Origin of the sequence: Heyndrickxia shackletonii, assembly GCF_001420715.1 — a bacterium.
Lineage (GTDB): Bacteria > Bacillota > Bacilli > Bacillales > Bacillaceae_C > Margalitia > Margalitia shackletonii.
The window spans coordinates 111,739-130,935 of the sequence record NZ_LJJC01000004.1 but is presented as its reverse complement, the minus strand read 5'-3'; the positions used below and the strand labels follow the sequence as shown (position 1 = coordinate 130,935).

Annotated in this window: 19 protein-coding genes and 1 pseudogene; 4 read left to right on the top strand and 16 right to left on the bottom strand. The window is 36.0% G+C overall.

Going from position 1 to position 19,197, the window contains the following annotated elements; all coding sequences use genetic code 11:
* Window positions 1–14: 14 nt before the first annotated feature.
* The 9 genes from copZ to AN964_RS00670 form a co-directional block, all read right to left on the bottom strand.
* A complete protein-coding gene (gene copZ / locus AN964_RS00705) occupies window positions 15–239 on the bottom strand; it encodes a copper chaperone CopZ (RefSeq protein WP_083489170.1) in 225 nt (74 codons plus the stop codon).
* Between the two features lie 14 nt (window positions 240–253).
* The gene (locus tag AN964_RS00700; protein ID WP_055737881.1) at window positions 254–580 is read right to left on the bottom strand and encodes a metal-sensitive transcriptional regulator; all 327 of its coding nucleotides are present in this window, start codon (window positions 578–580) and stop codon (window positions 254–256) included.
* Window positions 581–777: 197 nt separating this feature from the next.
* Complete coding sequence (locus AN964_RS00695) at window positions 778–1,461, bottom strand: DUF2306 domain-containing protein (protein WP_055737880.1); 684 nt, start codon at window positions 1,459–1,461, stop codon at window positions 778–780.
* 87 nt (window positions 1,462–1,548) lie between these two features.
* A complete protein-coding gene (locus tag AN964_RS00690; RefSeq protein ID WP_055737879.1) occupies window positions 1,549–2,580 on the bottom strand; it encodes a DJ-1/PfpI family protein in 1,032 nt (343 codons plus the stop codon).
* A gap of 120 nt (window positions 2,581–2,700) precedes the next feature.
* The gene (locus AN964_RS26600; RefSeq protein ID WP_163258631.1) at window positions 2,701–2,868 is read right to left on the bottom strand and encodes a hypothetical protein; all 168 of its coding nucleotides are present in this window, start codon (window positions 2,866–2,868) and stop codon (window positions 2,701–2,703) included.
* Between the two features lie 319 nt (window positions 2,869–3,187).
* Window positions 3,188–3,982, bottom strand: a complete 795-nt coding sequence (locus AN964_RS00685; protein WP_055737878.1) for an SDR family NAD(P)-dependent oxidoreductase — start codon at window positions 3,980–3,982, stop codon at window positions 3,188–3,190.
* A gap of 119 nt (window positions 3,983–4,101) precedes the next feature.
* Complete coding sequence (locus tag AN964_RS00680) at window positions 4,102–5,115, bottom strand: helix-turn-helix transcriptional regulator (RefSeq protein WP_055737877.1); 1,014 nt, start codon at window positions 5,113–5,115, stop codon at window positions 4,102–4,104.
* A 489-nt stretch (window positions 5,116–5,604) separates the two neighbouring features.
* Entirely contained in the window at window positions 5,605–6,174 is a 570-nt protein-coding gene (locus tag AN964_RS00675; protein WP_055737876.1) for a hypothetical protein, read from the bottom strand.
* Window positions 6,175–7,043: 869 nt separating this feature from the next.
* Entirely contained in the window at window positions 7,044–7,505 is a 462-nt protein-coding gene (locus AN964_RS00670; protein ID WP_055737875.1) for a GNAT family N-acetyltransferase, read from the bottom strand.
* 326 nt (window positions 7,506–7,831) lie between these two features.
* Here AN964_RS00670 and AN964_RS00665 point away from each other — a divergent pair, with 326 nt between their 5' ends.
* The 3 genes from AN964_RS00665 to AN964_RS00655 all read left to right on the top strand — a co-directional run bounded on the left by AN964_RS00665 (window position 7,832) and on the right by AN964_RS00655 (window position 10,636).
* Window positions 7,832–9,262 carry a PQQ-dependent sugar dehydrogenase gene (locus AN964_RS00665; protein WP_055737874.1) on the top strand — a complete coding sequence of 477 codons (1,431 nt, stop codon included), beginning with the start codon at window positions 7,832–7,834 and terminating at the stop codon, window positions 9,260–9,262.
* 163 nt (window positions 9,263–9,425) lie between these two features.
* Window positions 9,426–10,235 carry an MBL fold metallo-hydrolase gene (locus AN964_RS00660; RefSeq protein WP_055737873.1) on the top strand — a complete coding sequence of 270 codons (810 nt, stop codon included), beginning with the start codon at window positions 9,426–9,428 and terminating at the stop codon, window positions 10,233–10,235.
* Between the two features lie 2 nt (window positions 10,236–10,237).
* Window positions 10,238–10,636 carry a DUF1259 domain-containing protein gene (locus AN964_RS00655; protein ID WP_205603484.1) on the top strand — a complete coding sequence of 133 codons (399 nt, stop codon included), beginning with the start codon at window positions 10,238–10,240 and terminating at the stop codon, window positions 10,634–10,636.
* 139 nt (window positions 10,637–10,775) lie between these two features.
* Here the strand turns inward: AN964_RS00655 and AN964_RS00650 are convergent, their stop codons facing one another.
* Window positions 10,776–10,985 carry a hypothetical protein gene (locus AN964_RS00650; RefSeq protein ID WP_152982335.1) on the bottom strand — a complete coding sequence of 70 codons (210 nt, stop codon included), beginning with the start codon at window positions 10,983–10,985 and terminating at the stop codon, window positions 10,776–10,778.
* Between AN964_RS00650 and AN964_RS25270 the strand changes: the two are divergent.
* Window positions 10,944–11,222, top strand: a pseudogene (locus AN964_RS25270) (YmaF family protein); the annotation flags it as partial. The gene AN964_RS00650 and the pseudogene AN964_RS25270 overlap by 42 nt on opposite strands.
* A gap of 549 nt (window positions 11,223–11,771) precedes the next feature.
* Here the strand turns inward: AN964_RS25270 and AN964_RS27430 are convergent.
* The 6 genes from AN964_RS27430 to AN964_RS00620 form a co-directional block, all read right to left on the bottom strand.
* Complete coding sequence (locus tag AN964_RS27430; RefSeq protein ID WP_083489168.1) at window positions 11,772–11,903, bottom strand: methyltransferase domain-containing protein; 132 nt, start codon at window positions 11,901–11,903, stop codon at window positions 11,772–11,774.
* Window positions 11,904–12,087: 184 nt separating this feature from the next.
* The gene (gene ltrA, locus AN964_RS00645) at window positions 12,088–13,347 is read right to left on the bottom strand and encodes a group II intron reverse transcriptase/maturase (RefSeq protein ID WP_055737770.1); all 1,260 of its coding nucleotides are present in this window, start codon (window positions 13,345–13,347) and stop codon (window positions 12,088–12,090) included.
* 1,656 nt (window positions 13,348–15,003) lie between these two features.
* On the bottom strand, window positions 15,004–15,204 hold the full coding sequence (locus AN964_RS00635; protein ID WP_055737870.1) for a hypothetical protein: 201 nt from the start codon (window positions 15,202–15,204) through the stop codon (window positions 15,004–15,006).
* Window positions 15,205–15,291: 87 nt separating this feature from the next.
* Entirely contained in the window at window positions 15,292–16,479 is a 1,188-nt protein-coding gene (locus AN964_RS00630; RefSeq protein WP_055737869.1) for a Ger(x)C family spore germination protein, read from the bottom strand.
* Window positions 16,457–17,983, bottom strand: a complete 1,527-nt coding sequence (locus AN964_RS00625; RefSeq protein ID WP_055737868.1) for a spore germination protein — start codon at window positions 17,981–17,983, stop codon at window positions 16,457–16,459. The genes AN964_RS00630 and AN964_RS00625 overlap by 23 nt, the downstream gene beginning before the upstream one ends.
* Window positions 17,980–19,047 (bottom strand): endospore germination permease, encoded by a 1,068-nt coding sequence (locus AN964_RS00620; RefSeq protein WP_268877619.1) that lies wholly within the window; start codon window positions 19,045–19,047, stop codon window positions 17,980–17,982. The genes AN964_RS00625 and AN964_RS00620 overlap by 4 nt, the downstream gene beginning before the upstream one ends.
* Window positions 19,048–19,197 lie beyond the last annotated feature (150 nt).

Below are 19,197 nucleotides of genomic sequence, written 5' to 3'. Positions count from 1 at the left end.
AAAGAAAGTGCTCATCAAACGTGAGCACGTTCTCCCTTTACTTCATACCCTTGATCATCAATTGTTTCTTTAATTTGTTCTAGGGTTACTCTTTCAGGATTGAATTCAACATCCACTAATCCTTCTGCCAAATTTACTTTGACCATTTCCACTCCATTTAATGCACCAACATTACTTTCCACAGCATTAACACAATGGCCGCATGACATTCCAATTACCTCTAAAGTTACTTTATTCACTTAAAACACTCCTTTTATTTTTTCATTAATTTTTGAACGGTTAATAACAGTTCATCTAAAACATCCATATCCCCTTCTTGGAGTCGATCGACTACACAACCTTTTAAATGACCTTCCAGAAGAATTTTTGCTACACCATTAAGTGCTGACTGAGTTGCGGCAATTTGGGTAATGACATCATCACAATATGTGTCTTTTTCAATTAACCCTTTTATTCCCCTTATTTGTCCTTCAATTCTATTTAGACGTGTAACTAAGTTCTTTTTTACTGTATCAGAATGATGGCTTTTTCTATCACAATGTTCAAGTTGACCTTCCATTACTTCTTGAATTTGATCCATACGAATAGCTCCTTTCGGTTTGCTATACCCCCCTACTGTATCTGTGGTATGATTTTATCATACAATACCCCCCCACCCTATGTCAAGCGATAAAAAAAATTAGGCGTCACACTTTCCATAATAAAGACAAGGACAAAAAAGCCCCCTAAATATGACAGGTAGCCGTAATGTCCTAAACGAAGTCCACCATCAATGTATTAAACTAAAGCAGAATGTTTATTCTTTCTCTTGATAGGCGTTAAGTTAGTAGGAGTCCTGTATACGTTTCGAATGACGATCTCCGCTAAAATGAAATTTACTAGTATCGTCCCTAAAACAGCTGAAGTATAGCTTATATCATAAGTAATACCAAATCCATCATTGAGAACAAAAGTAAGGATCTTGATAAACATGTTCGTAAAGCAGAATACATAGCTCCGGACCATCCATTTCCGATGTTGATTAACTTGTTTTTGTTTGATTCGAACAAGCGCTGTGATTGTCAAGACCATCCAAATCATATTCATAAGATTGAACGCTATACTGTTTATTCTTCCACCTGTTGCATAAGGCGCCATAAAACCGGATGTTCCACAAACAACAAAGACGGAAACGATATACATGTACCCATTGATTCTGTGAAGCATTCTATGTTTTCGTAAAACCCTGTTTGAGAAATTAATCGCTCCTGTTACCATAGCCAAACAGGCGAAAACAATATGAATATACAGTACATTTAACCAAACTGGAACATTCATCGGATGATTCAGCTTGGTCTTGTGACTCAAAAAGTGAGTGGCATGTGGATCAAAATACAAATTAGTAAGCATAACATAAACCATGTAGGCAACAGAAATAACAATCATAGTGAAATACAGATATCTACCTTTAATAATCTTCATTAACTTCTCCATCCTTCATGCATTCGAATTGCCTTGTTAAATAAAAAACTCCGGGGGGATCATCCCTCTAAAATATGGTTCCGTTTCTCAACTAATACGTTCTCCTGTTAGCTTTGAAGATGGTAAAACACCAGCTTTAGCGACCCCTTCCATTTTGTTTCCATCCACAGTTGCTTCAAATTTAAGTTTCAAAGACATCGGTTTAGTGATGTGTTGTGTCCAGGTCATCCGATTTTCGGTAATCACAGGATCAATAAACTCACTTATCTCACCGTTTTGTTCAGCTGAACCTTGTACTATTCCATCTTTTGTCGAAATCTGGGCTATAATGAACTGCTTGCCGATCGGCGTGGCAATGGTGATGTCCCATTTCCCATCAAAAATAGTACTGTCATTATAATTTGAGGTTTCCTTTGTTGGTTTAGGCAATGACACATCGAGTGTTGACTCTATTTCAGAATTAGTGTGCTGATCCATCTCAATTGGGGCAAGGCCTTTTGCACACCACACCGTCCCGCTGCGTTCATACTCGAACAACTTTTCCACCTCATGTGCTATACGTGGACCAAGCTCCCGTTCGACGACGTATAAGGCTACATCAAGACCCGACGTTACCCCTCCACCAGTAATAAGATTCCCATCATCTACAACTCTTGCGCTCACAGGTACTGCGCCCGTTGCTCCGAGAACATCCATGCCAAGATGATGAGTCACGGCATGTCGCCCGTCGAGTAAACCTCCCATCGCCAGCAACAATGACCCTCCACAAACAGTAACAGTGACAAGGTCTTGCTTGTTAAGTCCCGAACGAACTAAATTTGTTAATTCGGTTTCCGCTGCTCTTCCAAGTATGGCAGGGATTGTGTTTGGTCCCTCTCCACTGACTTCTCCGGCTGCTCCGGGAACTATAATGATGTGGGCATGTTCCGGATTGAGTTTGCCACTGGCGCGTATCTCAAGCCCGCTGATTCCGCTTTGTACCGATCTCGCTCCTTCAGCGGTTACCAATTCTACATTTAATGCACCATTTGCAATATTTCCTGCCGCATTTAATACCTCATAAGGTACTATCGCATCAAGAAGATCAAAACCATCGAATAAAACAATTTGTGCTAACATGAAATGTCCTCCTATAGTTTAAATCCGTTTCAGTTGTGCCATCCCGTCCATGAAATGGCATCTAAACCTTGTGGTGATAGTGAGCTTTTTTTATATATTGATATCTTTCAACTATTGATATTAATGATCGCCATGATCCTCTTTGTCCACTTTGCTTTTAAGTAATCGGTCATGTTGATATCTATCCCTATATCGATAGCGAATTTCAAATACTCTAACCGCTACAAAACATAGAAGGGTAAAACAAAACAAAGCACCAAATGGAAAGAACGAAAAATAATGACCCATTTGAAAATCCTCCTTCAAGTAGTTAAAGTAGAAACGAATCATTACACTCAACTGCACAAAAATCCGTCTCTTTGTACCACATTGAAAGATTAACATTTAAAAGTCTCAAACCAAGGCGCAAAAATGTCTCAAAACAATCACAAAACGTACGGTAATCTTGTTCCTTGTTACAAACTTAATTTGATTAATTATTGGTAGAATATGAGAAGAAAAAAATAAACAGGTCACTTATTGGTATTTTATTACCATTAAGTGACCTGTTTTAACATTTTGCTGACTGATTTCCTGACGTAAATGGGAATATGAAATAGAAAATATGTTAAAAAATAGTCGGAACCATTCCGCCATCCATACGGATTGGGGAACCTTTAAATGCTGATGCATAAGGGCTGCATACAAATGTAGTTAGTCTACCTATTTCGATTGGCTTGATAAAGCGCTGTATTTCTGATTGAGGTAGGTTTGTAGTCATAAATTTTTTCTCTTTTTCAGAAAAGGACATGTCTTCATTAGGATACATTCCTTCTATGATTTGATGCACGTTTTCAGAGAGTGTCGGTCCTGGCATGATAGTATTGACTGTAACTTCTGTTCCTATTGTTAATTTAGATAAGCTTTTTGACAATGATAACAGCATTGATTTTGTCATACAATACTGCGGCATTTGACCAGAAGGCATGATTGCTTCTTCACTCGCAATAAAAATAATACGGCCATAATCATTTTTCAACATTTTAGGTAAATAAAATTTAGATAATCCATTTGCAGCAAGAACATTCGTACGGAAGTATTTTTCCCATACTTCATCGTCAATGTCCTCATATTGCATAATTTCATAAATACCCATATTGTTAACTAAAATATCAATATTAGGGTATTTTTCAAATAAAGCTTCTCTTTGTTTTATATCCACAATATCGGCTGTAGCATTTTGAGGAGAAGTAGTTGGGAAATCTGACTTAATTTCATGTACAACTCGTTCTACCTCTTCATCATTCCGCCCATTAATTAATACATTAACACCTTCTTTGGCAAGTTCAATGGCAATTGCTTTCCCTATACCTTTCGTTGATCCTGTAACTAGAGCTGTTTTATTGTTTAATCCCATATCCATAATACTTTCTCCCTTTCATTTACTTATAATAAGGTTAATTTAAAAAGCGTTCCTACTCCGTTGTATAGTTATTATCCCTTCGTATAACGGAGTGTAAAAAATTTACTTTTAAGACAAAGTCAATTTATTGGGTTTGTCCCTAAATGTTCAGTACGCCAATTTGAAGGAGAATCCCCTTCCCAAAGGCGAAAAGCGCGGTAGAACGAATTTTGGTCTTCATATCCAATCAGAAAAGCAACTTCTTTAATATCAAGCGAGGGGTCTGCCAGGTACTCCCTTGCCTGTTCGTGTCGGACTTGTGACAACAGAAGATGGAAGCTTGTACCTTCGTCAGCAAGCCTTCGCTGCAAGGTACGATCACTCATCCCCAACTCGCTCGCGACTGCTCGAATATCGGGACGCCCTCCTGTTAGACTGCGTTTTGTGATCCACTTGACCATCTCGGTGATGGAACGTCTACTTTGTTGCTCATCCAACGATTGGTCCAGAACAGGAGTCAGAATCTGCAGCAGCTCTGCGTTATACGAGACAAAGGGGCGATCAAGATCTCTGCGATGCAGCGTCAGCCGGTTACAATTGGCACCGATCTGGATACGGCAGCCGAAGTAAGCTTCAAGTGCCTGTACATCGCCCATTGAGTGCGAAAATTCGACGAACTTCGCCGTCAAAGGTTGACCTGTGCCGCGCCGCCCTAGCTCCAGTAGAAATGCCAGTGTAACTCCAACCAGAATTGGTGGACCTGGTTGGTCGGAATGCAACCATTTCAGTTCGATTGTACAGTGCTCGCCTTCCTCAGTAATACGTAAGCTTTCAGGAGGACATAGTTGTTTGTACCGGACCATTCGATTTAACGCATCACGGTAGTCCCGAGCATGGTAAGTCGCTAAGACGCTCGGTGGGTATTGAGCGGCTTCAAAAACCGTCGGAAGTTTGATAATTCCTTTGGCAGTGTCACCAATGAGATCAGAATAAGCCTGCCAAATTGCGAAATATTGGGCGGTGGTGACAGCTGGTTCAGTAATAATAGTGAGCGGCAGACGTGCTTTTCGAATGACGTCGTGGGCAGCGATTCCCAATTGACGTAATCCTGCCCAAAATCCTGCCGGGATTTTAATACGATTGTGAGAAGTCATACATATGTCCCCTCCTTTTGCTAATCTATACATTTACTAGTTTTTGTTATGATTTCGTCCTTTATATTAAACATAAATAAAACTTTTCTTTATTAATAGATTACCTTTCTTATGTAGCTCTGTAACTAGCAAAAAGCGACAATTTACTTGCAAATTACGCCGAGCCCGTTAGTAATAAGTGCCTTTAAGCGTTTGTACAGGTATCAATACTCCCTAAACACTGTGTCCTATAAACAAAAATTCGTTTTTTGTGTTTATTCATCTTTAAGCCATTCAGTAAATTTCAAAGCGGCATTCGTGAAACCAGTAAAAGGAAAACGATTATTAAGATCAAAGCACGATAATATTGATTAAGAGAATTTTATGTAAAGGAAAGCGAAGAAGGAAAACCCTTCAGATTCGCACATAGTACTTTGGTATAGAGTTATCAAACTCTTTAAAACGTCAATAAATTCAATATATATGACTTTAAAAAATGCCTATTCCCTATTATTTTCCCCATAGCCAATTTACCCTTTTTATGACGAAAATGGACAACTTTAGCCATACCCAGGAGTACACAGTCGAAAAAATTAGGATTATCAAAATGGTGTTGACATCAATTTTGGTGGAGATTGTCGGACCTAATACCGGGAACCGGATGATATAGAGGATAATTAAGATTCCTAGGGTAAGTGTTACCCCTGAAAACAATGTGGCAAAGATTCCTTTCTTAAAAAAGCGAATAGAAAAGCCCATGCTAATTCCCAATAGCCCTGTAGTAAAGGGGTAGACAAAAAATTCGCTCGGTTGGATAAACAAAATTAACAAAAAGGCGCTAATATAAGATAAAATCCCCATCCGGTAGGAGAGAAATGTACCTAAAAGTATTGGTAGTGTACTAAGGGCGCTAATCAAAAAACCAATGCCGCCAAACATTCCAGCTGACTGGAGAATGGTTGTAAAACAAGCTAATAATGAACCAACAACTATGATTCTAGTCTGATTAGAATACTCCCCTCCAGCAGGATGCTTCAATCCTATATCTTTACGTATATATTTCCCAATAAAGCCTTTCATTTCAATAACCTTTCAACTCCTTTTTAATCAATCCCAAGACCCTTCATCATCATATTCGTTTCTGAGAAAAGAGTGCGAATGAATAGATTTCAATAATCAATGTCTGAGAGAAACGGTTATCCTACTGGTAGAAATGAATCTATTTTTATCAACCTTATGAAGAAAAGGAATGAAAATTACCTCTTTCCATAAACAAGGGCTATTAAAAATCCTCGATTAATTTCAATAAAACAAGTAAATAGCATAAAAGAATATTTGAAATATTAATTGGATGGAAGTGGACAATTATCTCATTTAAAAGAAGTATTTAGGAATCGAGGATATTGTGTAGTTATTTATCGGTTAGGAATGGGGCTTATAAATAAGTCTCAGTCAAGCTATCAAAACAATTTTAGGCACATCAAACATTTAATGTGTCCTACGATTTTATTAGTACTAAAAGAAAAAAAGGCGAATATGTTGTATTTGAGAAAAATGAATAGCAACTACCGTTTTAAAATAACAAGGAAAGGTGGAATAGTTTGATGGAAATTCCGGTTACAGGTATTATTGTTCATTCACCAAATTCTAATTTGGATTCTGACCATTCACACGTTTTATATCTGACTTCTTGGGATGGGAGACCACTTACCTTACCACAGTAACTGCGGATTTAGTTTGAGTATAACAATTACTCAGCACATTTCATTATTCTGCTGTTTGTATCTATTACATGTTCCAAGTGGATTTACTCCTACTTTTACTTCCCTCCATAATCCACTAGCTCATTTTAAAATTTCCATATAAAGCCGATTCTAGAATACTGAGCATTAAGTAAAATAGCGCATCCGCTTATTGCAGATACGCCACCGATAGTTTTAAAAAAGTTATTAAAGCTTCAGCTTTAAACCTTCATGCGTTGCTTTAAAACCTAACCGTTCATAAAACCTTAACGCATCTGGTCTTTTTTTATCAGTTGTCAGTTGTACTAAATGACACCCCCGTTCCTCCGCACGTTGAATTGCCCATTTTATAAGTTCAGTACCTACACCCTTACCTCTTACAGAAGCGGATGTTCTCACTCCTTCGATAGTAGCTCTCCATCCACCTTGATGTGTTATATAAGGTGTAAAAGTAATTTGTTGTACCCCAATCACTTCATTGCCTTCACAAGCAACTACTAATTCGTTATTAGGGTCAGATGTAATAGCCTTAAATGCTTTTATGTAACTATCAGGAAGCGGATGCTCATAACGCTCACGTTTACTTCCCAAAACATCATCAGCAAGCATTGCAACAATACTATCTAAATCTTTTTCAGTAGCTATTCTAAACCTTATTTCTGTCTTCAATCCAATCCCTCCTCTTATTTGTAAACCTTTTATTAGTTTCTATGCTAACTGAATTCACGCCATAAATTAATTGCAATTATTTTATGATATTTAATAAGTTTTACTTAATGATTGATATCTGATCCCACTTTTCTTCCTGTTTGCTCAGTAAGAAATGCAATAAAAGTGCGTTAATCCTGCTTGGATATAGGCAAAAAACACCATGGAAACCTACCAATAGCAGACCAATATTAAAAGGAATTTCACCTGCTCTAATTTACATACTAATAGAACAGTTCTAATCATATTCTTATAAAAGAAAACAATAAGATGGGGTGTGAAATTAGTTGATAAAAGTGAAGGTTAGTTTACGGCCCATTGTTAGTAAGATAAATTTACCCACTGTTTTGAAAACCACCATACTTCCAGGGGACTCAATGGAAAGTTTATTTATTGCAACCCAGGTAGGAGAAATCTTTTACATACGAAACCGGGGGATAAGGACTTTTTTAGATATTCGTCCGCGAATCATAAAACTAGGTGCTTCTGAACCAGGTGTTTCAGGTCGTGGCTATGATGAACGCGGTTTGCTGGGGCTAGCGTTTCATCCACAATTTTATTATAACGGTTTGTTTTATCTTCATTATTCGGTAGCCGGGACACAAGGTCCAGGTGCTCTTCCTAAACCCTTTAAGCCTAACCCGTGTGATCCCAATACTTTAAACCTAAAGTGGATTAATAGAGAGACTCAGTATGATCATATCGATACTATTGAAGAATGGATTTTACAAGCGAACGGGCAACCTCAAATACGACGGACATTACTTAACTTAAGAAGACCATTTTTTAATCATAATGGTGTCAATAGCCTAAACTTTTCACCTGAAACAGGAAAACTTGTTTTAACAACCGGAGATGGTGGAGCAGGCTATGATCCATTTAATTTAAGTCAGGATGATATGGAGATATTCGGTAAAATAATCGAAATTGATGTAGCTAAGAATACATTTATCTATACTCCTCCCGCAGTCACACGTTTTAATGAACTTCCCGCTCCTATTCAGGAAACGCTGACGGTAATTGCCAAAGGTGTCCGCAATATACCAGGCATATCATTTCAACGGTTTGGTAATCAATATATCAAATATATGGGAAATGTCGGACAAGATTTGGAAGAGGCGATTTTTTCATTTGTTTATTATAAACCAATACCGGTTACACAGCTTATTCAAGCTTCTTTAATGAAATCTAAACCTGACCAAGAAGGATTTATTAACATTGGATGGCGAGGGTGGGAAGGTGCTTTTCCTACTTCGATTATAAGGGGCTGCTCTGCAAATCCAACTTTAAATGAGAAAACGATTGCTTATTACAATGAAGCGGTAAATACTTCAGTGAGTCGTCTTCAGCCTCTAACAAGTTATTATCATAAAGATCAAAGGCCCGGTAAATTTGGAGGAACTGCACTTACAGGAGTCCAACCGTATATGGGGAATAGAATTCCCCATTTAACGGGAAGTGTAGTATTTACCGATCTTGCCCGGAATGAAGAAGCGGGGCCTCCTGTAAGAGGGGTCTTAGCTTATACTAGGGGCAGAACAGATTGTAAACTAAATGATTTTAGTGTTATGGAAACCGATTATAATTTTGGGTCCGGATCAGCTTATTATGTTAGTTTAGGAACGAACCTGGATCAAACCAGACTATATTTAGGAGTATATGGCTCTATGAAAGTAACTGATTTTTACCAAGGCAGTGTATTGGAAATTGTTCCATGATTTATTACTATAAAATTCGACTTAATCAATCTGCCGATGAAGGCAGTCACTTTTTCTAGTGACGTGACAGGCTGAAGAGAAGAAGGATTTTTAACAAAATAACAGAATTTAATAAGTAAATAAAAAGAAAAATAAAGGGAACTGGTAGAAGGAGAAAAATCGAATGATACAATATAGAAATAATTATGTGACCATTTTTGAAAGTCAGCTATTTAAAACTACATCTACAGTAATTCAAACCGATGATTGTGTAATAGTAGTTGATCCTACTTGGCTTCCCAATGAAGTGGAGAAAATTAGACAATACGTTAATAAAGTTAAAAAGAAAAGACCAGTTTATCTTTTGTTTACGCATTCAGATTGGGATCATATTCTAGGCTATGGGGCATTTCCTGATGCAACTGTAATTGGAAGTGAGCAATTAAGTGAACGAAATGATAAAGAACAAATCATCGAACAAATACAGATATTTGATAGTAAATATTATTTAGATCGTGATTACCCAATTGTTTATCCTAAAATTGACCTTGTAGTACGTGAAGAAGGGCAAGTTATTAATATTGGCAATACCTCACTAACATTTTACATTGCAAATGGACATACGGATGATGGTTTATTTACAATAGTTGAACCATATGGTATATGGATTGCTGGAGATTACTTGTCAGACGTTGAATTTCCTTATATTTATTTTAGCAGCGACAAATATGAAGAAACATTGGCAAAAACAGAATTTATTTTAAAAAATCATGATGTGAGCCTGCTTATTCCGGGGCACGGACATGTAACAGAAAGTATAGAAGAGATCCAGAAACGTAAAGAAGTATCCCTTAACTATATCAAGAAATTAAGGAATGCCATTGTTAATGAACACGATAGTTTACATTTACTTGAAAACTACTCCTATATAAGAGGGATGAAGGCTTTTCATGAGGCGAATATAAATTTAATTAAAGGGGAATTAAGTAGGTAGCTTTGAAAATTAGGGAAATAACTGCTTCAACATGCCAACGACTGGCAGATATTATCGGCGGCGAAGTTATTTCAGCAGCACCTGTATGTACTGTAATGCGACTTCGAGATATTAATGCTACTATTTTAGGGCGCCGCACACGTTCACCGCTTGCACTTCCGTTTATGTTATCCTTTGAAAATAATGGTCTAAATTTTGGTGAATCGGTTGTTCTCCAAAAAGAACTTAATCGATTTATAGCAGCATTACGGAAAAGAAGCCTTATCGTAACGGCCTTTCATAACCATTGGCTGTTTGAAAATCCACGTTTAATGTATATACATTGGGAGAATGTTGGCATTTCTGCGGAAGAGTTTGCTAGAAATAGTATTGCTGCCGCAAGGGAAGCAGGACTATTCTAATGATAATGCATTTGTGATACTTCTCAAAATAATCATGAATGGCTTCCTTTTCCATTTTGTTGCCATGCTCAAAAGGGGCATCTATATAATAGCTGTGCCCCTTTAATTCTTTTAATTATGCACCTTTTTTGTTTCTAAATTATTTTTGAAGGTCTTTCTTCAGGAATATAAATAAGGACGGAATAATAAAGACGATTAACGCTACTGTTTCAAAAACTTCACCACCACCAACAATTTTGACTAATCCTTCCCCAAATAATTCTCCGCCTAAGTAAATGAATATAATTCCTAATGCTTTAAAAACTAATCCGTTGACTATACGTCCGTAGATAACGGGCATGTCCATCAATGTCTTGATGTTACATCCCCACCGATTCAGACGCAGGAAGGAAGTCATATTCATTATACGGAGGGTTATGTTTTATACGAGGACGGACACACACATTACTATTAAGCTTATTCAGGTCCAGCTATTCCTGTCGGTAATGGCATGCATGTTCATTATTATGACTTTTATACAAGTGAAGCGAATCATCATCGCCACCATGTAAAAGGTGTTGACCAACCCGCTCCCGGTACAAAATAATACAATAAAAATGGATGAAGTCCCTTTTTTAAGAAAGATTTCATCCATTTTTTTATTACTCGATTCCCGCTCAAAAGGGTAATTTCCTTTATAGTTCACCCATCAATTTCGGATCTCAAAATCCTCCACCCCTGTTTAGACAGAATCCCTGAAAATGTCCATGTATTATTAGGTTTCACAAAAGAAATTAAGGTATTGGACTGGGTTTAAAGTCAAGGGGTTATGCATGTAGGAAATAAAATCGATGAATTAGTAGAGATCCCCAAGTATCATGATATTTACAAAATTACTATCCAGATAGATGGGTTACTATTAAAAGTACTATTCAGCCCACCTTATAAGTACAATTATAAAATTATTCACCTGATCAACTTCTAATTCACCTGGCATTATAAAGACTTGACACTTTTAAGAGTACAGAAAATATTCACTCATTTGACAAAGGAGGTTCTTTTTTTCAACATTAGGTTATCTTATTTAGGTGGTTCTAAATTAGCTAATCGATACAAAACTCCCATAGGAATTGATATTCCAGGATTATTTTCTAGTTTAGACCAAACTAAAGCCCCGCTTTTTTAATACACGATAAATTTCTTTAAATGCCTGTTTCACGTTTGGAACAAACATTAATCCATGTCTTGATATGACACTATCGAATGTATTTTCAGCCCTTGCATCCATTACTTATGTTGAACCATTCGTAAAGCCATTCTTCTTTTGCTAGCTCTAATGCCACATTCAACATCTGAAATGATAAAGAGGATCCAAATGCAGGAAATAAACCTGGGTAATCGAGTAGGAGGAGGTGACTAACCCCCGACCTCTCACACCACCGTACGTACGGTTCCGTATACGGCGGTTCCATTTATGTCTGACGTAGTTGAGAATATCTCACATAAAGACTCTTCAGCCCTCGCATCTCCCAATAGGAGTTTGTGAGGGTTTTCTGTAGGATTGGGCTTCTGGCTATTCTCCAATATTTCTTTCTAGAGTTTCCCCATTCGTATGCCTTCTCTTTTGGAATCCCTAATCCAATGAGTTTTCTTACTTTGGTTTTTGGTTTCTTCCATTCTTTCCATTGGCACATTCTGAGACGCCTTCTAATCCATTCGTCTAATTCTTTGAAAATAGTGGGTGTATCTGCTAATGCATAATATCCGCACCAGCCAATCAAATATTGATTCAGCTTCTCTATTCTATAATCCATTGGAATTGGTTTTGACCTTGAAGTTAATTCTCGTATCCGTTTCTTGACACGTTGAATACTTTGGTTTGACATCCGCACCTTCGGTTTCTTATGAAATGTGAAGCTAAAACCTAAAAACTTTCTTTTCCAAGGTCTGTCTACAGCTGACTTTTCTCGATTCACCTTTAGTTTTAGAGTAAATTCAATGAAAGTAGTAATCGAGTCCATTACTCGCTCTCCGGCTCTTCTCGATTTTACGTAGATATTACAATCATCTGCGTATCGGACAAACTTGTGCCCTCTCTTTTCTAACTCTTTGTCTAGTTCATCTAGAACGATATTGGAGAGTAAAGGACTTAATGGTCCACCTTGGGGCGTACCCTCCTCGGATTTCGTTATGACTCCATTAATCATAATGCCAGACTGTAGATACTTCCGAATTAGTGATAGGAGCGTTCTGTCTTGAATCCTTTTGGATAGAGTCCGCATTAATCTATCATGATTGACTTTATCAAAGAATTTCTCCAAGTCCATGTCGACTACCCATCGGTATCCCTCTTCGATATATTTCTTCGCTTGTCTAACACCGTCATGACCTCGTTTGTTTGGTCGAAAACCATAGCTCTGTGTTGAAAAAGTCGGGTCGAAGATAGGGGTTAAAATCTGAGTAATCGCCTGTTGGATGAAACGGTCTGTCACGGTTGGGATACCTAATAACCTTACTCCACCGTTCGGTTTTGGGATTTCAACCCGACGGACAGGAGAAGGTTGATAAGTACCCTCCATTAAGGATGTTTTAAGTGTATCCCACGTTTCGAGAATATGTCTTCGTAGGTCTTTTACGGACATATTGTCTACTCCATGACTTCCTTTGTTCTTTTCTACTCGCTTTAATGCCAGTAAAAGATTTTCCCGTGACAGCATTCGTTCCATTAACATTGAGATTTATCCTTTCTACGTGAACAATACATTCTCATTAAGTGGGTTCTTTACTAAGCCCTCCCGAAGTCCCCCATGGAATTCACCATTTCTTCCTTTCAGGTAGGTTCCGTAAGAATTTTCTGCTTTCATACATAAAGAACCGTTTGCCGAGTGTTTGTTCTCCTAAAATGGTTCAGTCCTTCCTTGATTCTCTCGAGCAAACCAAGTACTACGACTTCGGCTGACTTCTGATTGTTCAGCTATCCATTACTAGATAGGTTACCAAGTGTACTTGGCGTATCAACCAGACCTCCCCGGGTAAGAGTGCAATCTTTCCTTCCATCTATCTGCTTCATTTACTTTGTATCACCTTCGGCAGAAAGGACTTTGTTTTGTATTGCAAACTCATCCAATGATACCTAGCCTTGTATGAAGTTCGTGTTCCTCAGACCGGAAGTTTGCCGCTCGCTTCCTTCAGATTCCGCGTCACCACGGACACCCTTGCGTTAAGCTAACTGCTACTTCTGCCTTCACAGTTCGGGACTTTCACCCTAGAGACTACACCCATGCCGGGCGCACAATGCAAAAACAAGGGAGTAGTACTCCCTTGTTTTTGTGTAACACATTAATTATTATTTAAATAAATTAATTATTAGAATCCCTAGAAATGGACCTTGGTTCGTATACTGATAATTAAGATTTTCATATAAAAAAACTTATGCCCTTCTTTTCTGCTTCTTTCTTAAAAAAAGATCGAAGGGTAACCAGGATCCACCTGATTTTCCTTCGATCTAATTCAAACTTTTTTACTTAAGGATTTACATAGATGTTTCAGTACATTAATTTTTGATGTACACTAGTAACTTACTTTAATGTAAAGTAGTGAACTTTAATGTAAAGTAGCGAACTTTAATGTAAAGTAGTGAACTTTAATGTAAAGTAGCGAACTTTAATGTAAAGTAGTCAACTTTAATGTATCTAGACATGAACAACATCTGTTGCTTTGAAATAAAGTTTGATCAAAAATATCACACAAACCCTAATTTTACAACGAATATAAAGAATCCATTTTGAAAAAAGATTGATTAAAATGGATTCTTTATCAGCAGATTCAAGTGTCGTTTTTATAAAAAAGTTTGATCATTTCGTAGTGGTGTTAATCTAGTAAGCATATACAACTAATTTAATTACATAACTCAAATTCACTGCCCTTTTTGCTTCAGCGTAGGTGTTTAATTTCCTGAATTCAGATTGATGGTCTTCTAATCCTCTTAGAACATCTATTTCAAGAGATATCCTTGGAGTTACACCCTTATTATTAATATCCAAGTTAGCCTCGAATTCTTTCATTGACTTCGCTAGAATATCCCATTCAGATTCTGAATAATGTTTTGTAGCAATGTATGCTTGTAACCGTCAGATAACTTTGAACACTTTTTGCCAAATTGAAGTGAACACTTTACTGGAAATTAGAACGTGTCCAATGTCACTTTACTTGGAGCCTCTACGGGCAAGATTGTGAGCCAAGAAGCCAGATGTACCAAGGTATCTGGCTCAGCCCAAGTAGGCTATCATGCCCGCCTCTCCAAATAAAGTGCACGTCTCTACTGGAAAATAGTGTTCAGGCTTATTTAGCATTTTTGGGGTAAGAAAGTGTTCATTTCTACTTGGCGGTTACAATGCTTTCTCTATCACACTTCCCACAGTAATATTTAAAGTTAAATTCAAACTAATACCTTCTAATTCCCTATAAAAATCTTGAAGTAGTTTTTCTTCCAACCTATCTATTAAACCTTGTCTAATTTCTTCATTTAATTTTGCTTGTTCATTCTCCCAACAAAAAATAATGGAGAACCCAAATAAAGCAACATCCACGCCTAAGCATTTTACCTCTTGAAATTTATATGGACCCTCTATAATGGTTTAAAACATGATGTTAAACATCGACTTAAAGCCATCCAATTATGGATGGCTCGGATATTTTCTCTTAATTAAGGTGGGCTTGTTCCTTTGTTTTCCAGCATCTATTATTTTTAAATTAATGTCAATATTATTAATTGAGTGATTATTCAACGGTATTTTTCCATCATGTTGTATTCTTTTCCAAGTGGAATAATTCTTTATGTAAAGTACGTTTGAAAGACGATATATATCAGAATCCAGTTTCAGACCTTCTAAATAAGTATCCATTATTTCTTTTTTAATTTTCCTTTTAGCCTCAGAACTTATTTCCTCTAATGAATTAGTTCGTCTTACTTTATTTATATGTACTTTAGCTTTAATTTTAACATCAAATTTAACCTCATTATGTTTTATGACCGGAGTTACCTTTACATGTAAGTTCCTTAATAAAAGACCCATACCTTCCTTGCCTTTTATAGTTATTTCTGATCTTTGAAAATCCTTATTCATCCATCTATATCCTTTAGCTTTACTGTTACTAAGATACCCTTTCAAATTGTCATTAGTGATAATACCTAATCCGTTTAATATTGCTGCATCCATGTGTTTAGAATCAGCTTCCCATGATTGGTGATTTCCTGAAATAATTGGTAATACTATTTCATTTGGTGGACGGTTATTTAAAATAATTAATCTTCTTAAATCAATAGGTCGGATATAGGAAAATTGTTTAAAACTAGGTTCTGGATCACTAAGGCGTGAAAGATCTGTAGACATTCCAATATTCGGCATGGCATGAAGTATATTAGGAATGGAATCTTCCGTTAGATATATCCATATTTGATAATAAGTTTCAACATACCGATCTAATATATCTGTAATGGCTTGTAAGCCTCCTTGTTTCAAAACATTTTCTGTGAAAACAATGTATGCAATATGCCCCCAGAAAAGTCTTCTTTGAGTTGTCTGATAGATATTAAAGATGGCTTCTTCCACGGTATTTCCTGATGCATGACCAAGTTCTGCTGTAACTTGGTTATTGCTACCTCCTGCCTCGCTTTTTGCAAGTAGTCCTAAATTAATGATTTGTAAATATGCTATATATTTACCGTCTTTATAGTCAAGACCTATAGAATGTATGTAAACCATTCTTTCCGTTTGTTTCACATCCCAGCATCCAGAAAGAAATACTGTAGTTAAAATGCTCAATAAAAGAAAAAATTGATTAGCTTTTCTTTTTATTTTCATTTTCTTCACCTGTTCTAGTAACGTCATTTAATTCGAGCGCTTTTGGCCTTTTTGTGTATTTTGTGCTAGGAATTTTAATAATTGTTTTAATAAAATCAGATATATTTAGTAGGCTAATTCCCTCCAAATAAGAAACACCAAATGTATTTATTCTGCCGATATATGCACAAATAACAAATATTGCTGTAAACATGCCAAAAAAACCGAATAAAGAAGAGAATATAATAATAAAAAGACGTGTAAGAGAGAGTGTTCCAATTAAAGATTGGTCATTTAGATTAAACGTGGATAATGTGGAAAGAGCTATTACAACGACGGTAACCGGACTAGCCAATCCAGCACTTATTGCAGCATCTCCAATTATTAATCCACCAACTACACTAAGAATTTGACCAATGGACATAGGTAATCGTAATCCCGCCTCTTTAAAAAGTTCAAATAAAAGTAACATAAGAATAACTTCAATGGATAATGGTAATGGAACTCCTTTTCTTGATTCGACAACGGTTGCTAATAATGAGAGTGGGAGTTGATCTTGATGAAATGAGGTTAAAGAGACCCATATGCCTGGTAGTATAGCTGACAAGAAAAGTCCAGATATTCTTATCAATCGTTGAAATGAACTGAAGATGTATGATACTTCTTTATCTTCACTTCCTTTAAGTAGCAAAAAAAAGTTAATAGGAGTAATTAAGGCAATAGTGACACCATCAATTAGGATAACAAACCTTCCATTTAATAATGTTTGCACAGCGAAATCTGGCTTACCAGTATACTGGTGTCTTGGAAATACTGCATAAGGAGTGTTATTGAACGTTTCTTCTAATTGTTGGGTAGTTACAAGTCCGTCGATATCAATGGTAGAAAGTCTATTTTTTATTTCTTTAAGTACATTCATATTTGCGATATCTTCCATATAAAGAATAGCAACTTTCGTTTGGGAACGTTTACCTATCGTTGTTTGTTCAAATGCAAGTGAAGATGTGCGTAATCTTTTCCTGATTAAAGAAATGTTAACATTGATATCCTCAATAAAGTTATCTCTAGGACCTTTTACAGTTGCTTCAGTGGCAGTCTCTTCAGGCTTTCTTTGAGGACGTTCTGATATATCAATCGTAAAAAGTTTTCCATTGATTCCAAAATCGATTAATAATTTTCCGGCGAATATATCCGTTATTGCAACCTCTAAATTATCAATTACATCCAAGGTTGGGATATGTAGATAGTTGCGTATCTGTTCCTCAGTGATTTCGCCTTTATGTACGAAAAAAAAATGATCAATTGACTGAGGAACAGTATTGTATAATATTTCAGTATTGACTAATCCCGAACAATATATATATGTAATTTGATGATGTATATAAGTAGTTGAGGAAAATTGTATATCCGGACATTTTTTTAGAACATTTCTTAATACTCGTTCACTAATTACGGTGCTCTTTTTATTATTATCATTACTTATTGATAAATTTTTTTGTAGGGATTTTTTTTTGAAAAACTTCATACATTTATTCTCCTTTTATGTAGTACTAAAATAAATAAGGATAATAGAAGTAAAAAACTGATTAAAAAGTAAGTCGTAAAAGGTAGTAGGATATTCCATAAAACATTCGAATAATGAATATCACTGATGGGATAAACGGCATATCCAATTACGATAAATAAAATTACAAATAGACACCATTTTGAATATAAATTAATTTCTAATAAAACTTCTTTTATCGTATAAAAGAATAAGGAAATGCGAATAAATGCACCTGCTAACCATTGATACAAAGCTAAAAAACTCACATGTTCAATAAAATCCCCTATAGAAACTAATCCCCATTCTTCAAATGCTGGGAAACGTTGATAGGATGCTTCAACCTCATCAAATTCCGTTATTGCTCCTATTAATGGTCCTAATGTAAGCCCCATTAATATGAAAGACGTTATAAAGAGATGTCGAAATTTAACTGGAGTATTAATTCTCTTTTTTAAAAATAAAAAAAGCATAAGTTCAGTCATTCCGGAATAGGGAAAAATAATACTTTTTAATATGGGGCTATATCCATTTTCAAAAATAGGAAGTAATAGTGAATAATCTTTGTGTTCCATATTTGTAAAAGCAACGAAAAACCCAAGACAGACAACGAAAATGAGTAATAAGATATTAATGATACTTATCGTTCCTAGTTTTGATCCTCCAAAATATAGGCAAACAATACTGAAAATACATGCTACTATCCATTTTGGGGTTTCAGGAAGATATCCAACATTAATTAACGCAATAGTTTCTCTTAATGTGATAGCACTTAAATTTATTAAAAAGAGAATAAAGATTATTCCCAAAATAATAATAATTTTTTTGTTTACTTTAAATCGTAGCCACTCAAAAATTCCCTCATTATTAATTGACTTTTGGAAAACTAAAAGAAGTATAATCCAGACTATGGATAATAAAAATGATAGAATTACACTGATCCATGAATCTTTACCTGCATGTTGCACAAGTGGAGATATTACAAATACATGATTGTTTAGACCTATCACTGTTATTAGAATAAGCATCATTTGCTTATTTGTAATGGAATCAAGTGTATTAATACTAGCACTTCCTTTTTTTAGAATATTATTTTTAAAAAAGGAGAAATTTATTCGTTTTTTTATATAAAATCATAGGTAGACTCAGGAAAATACATAAACTTAATTCTTAGGAACATTTCAATATTAATTTTA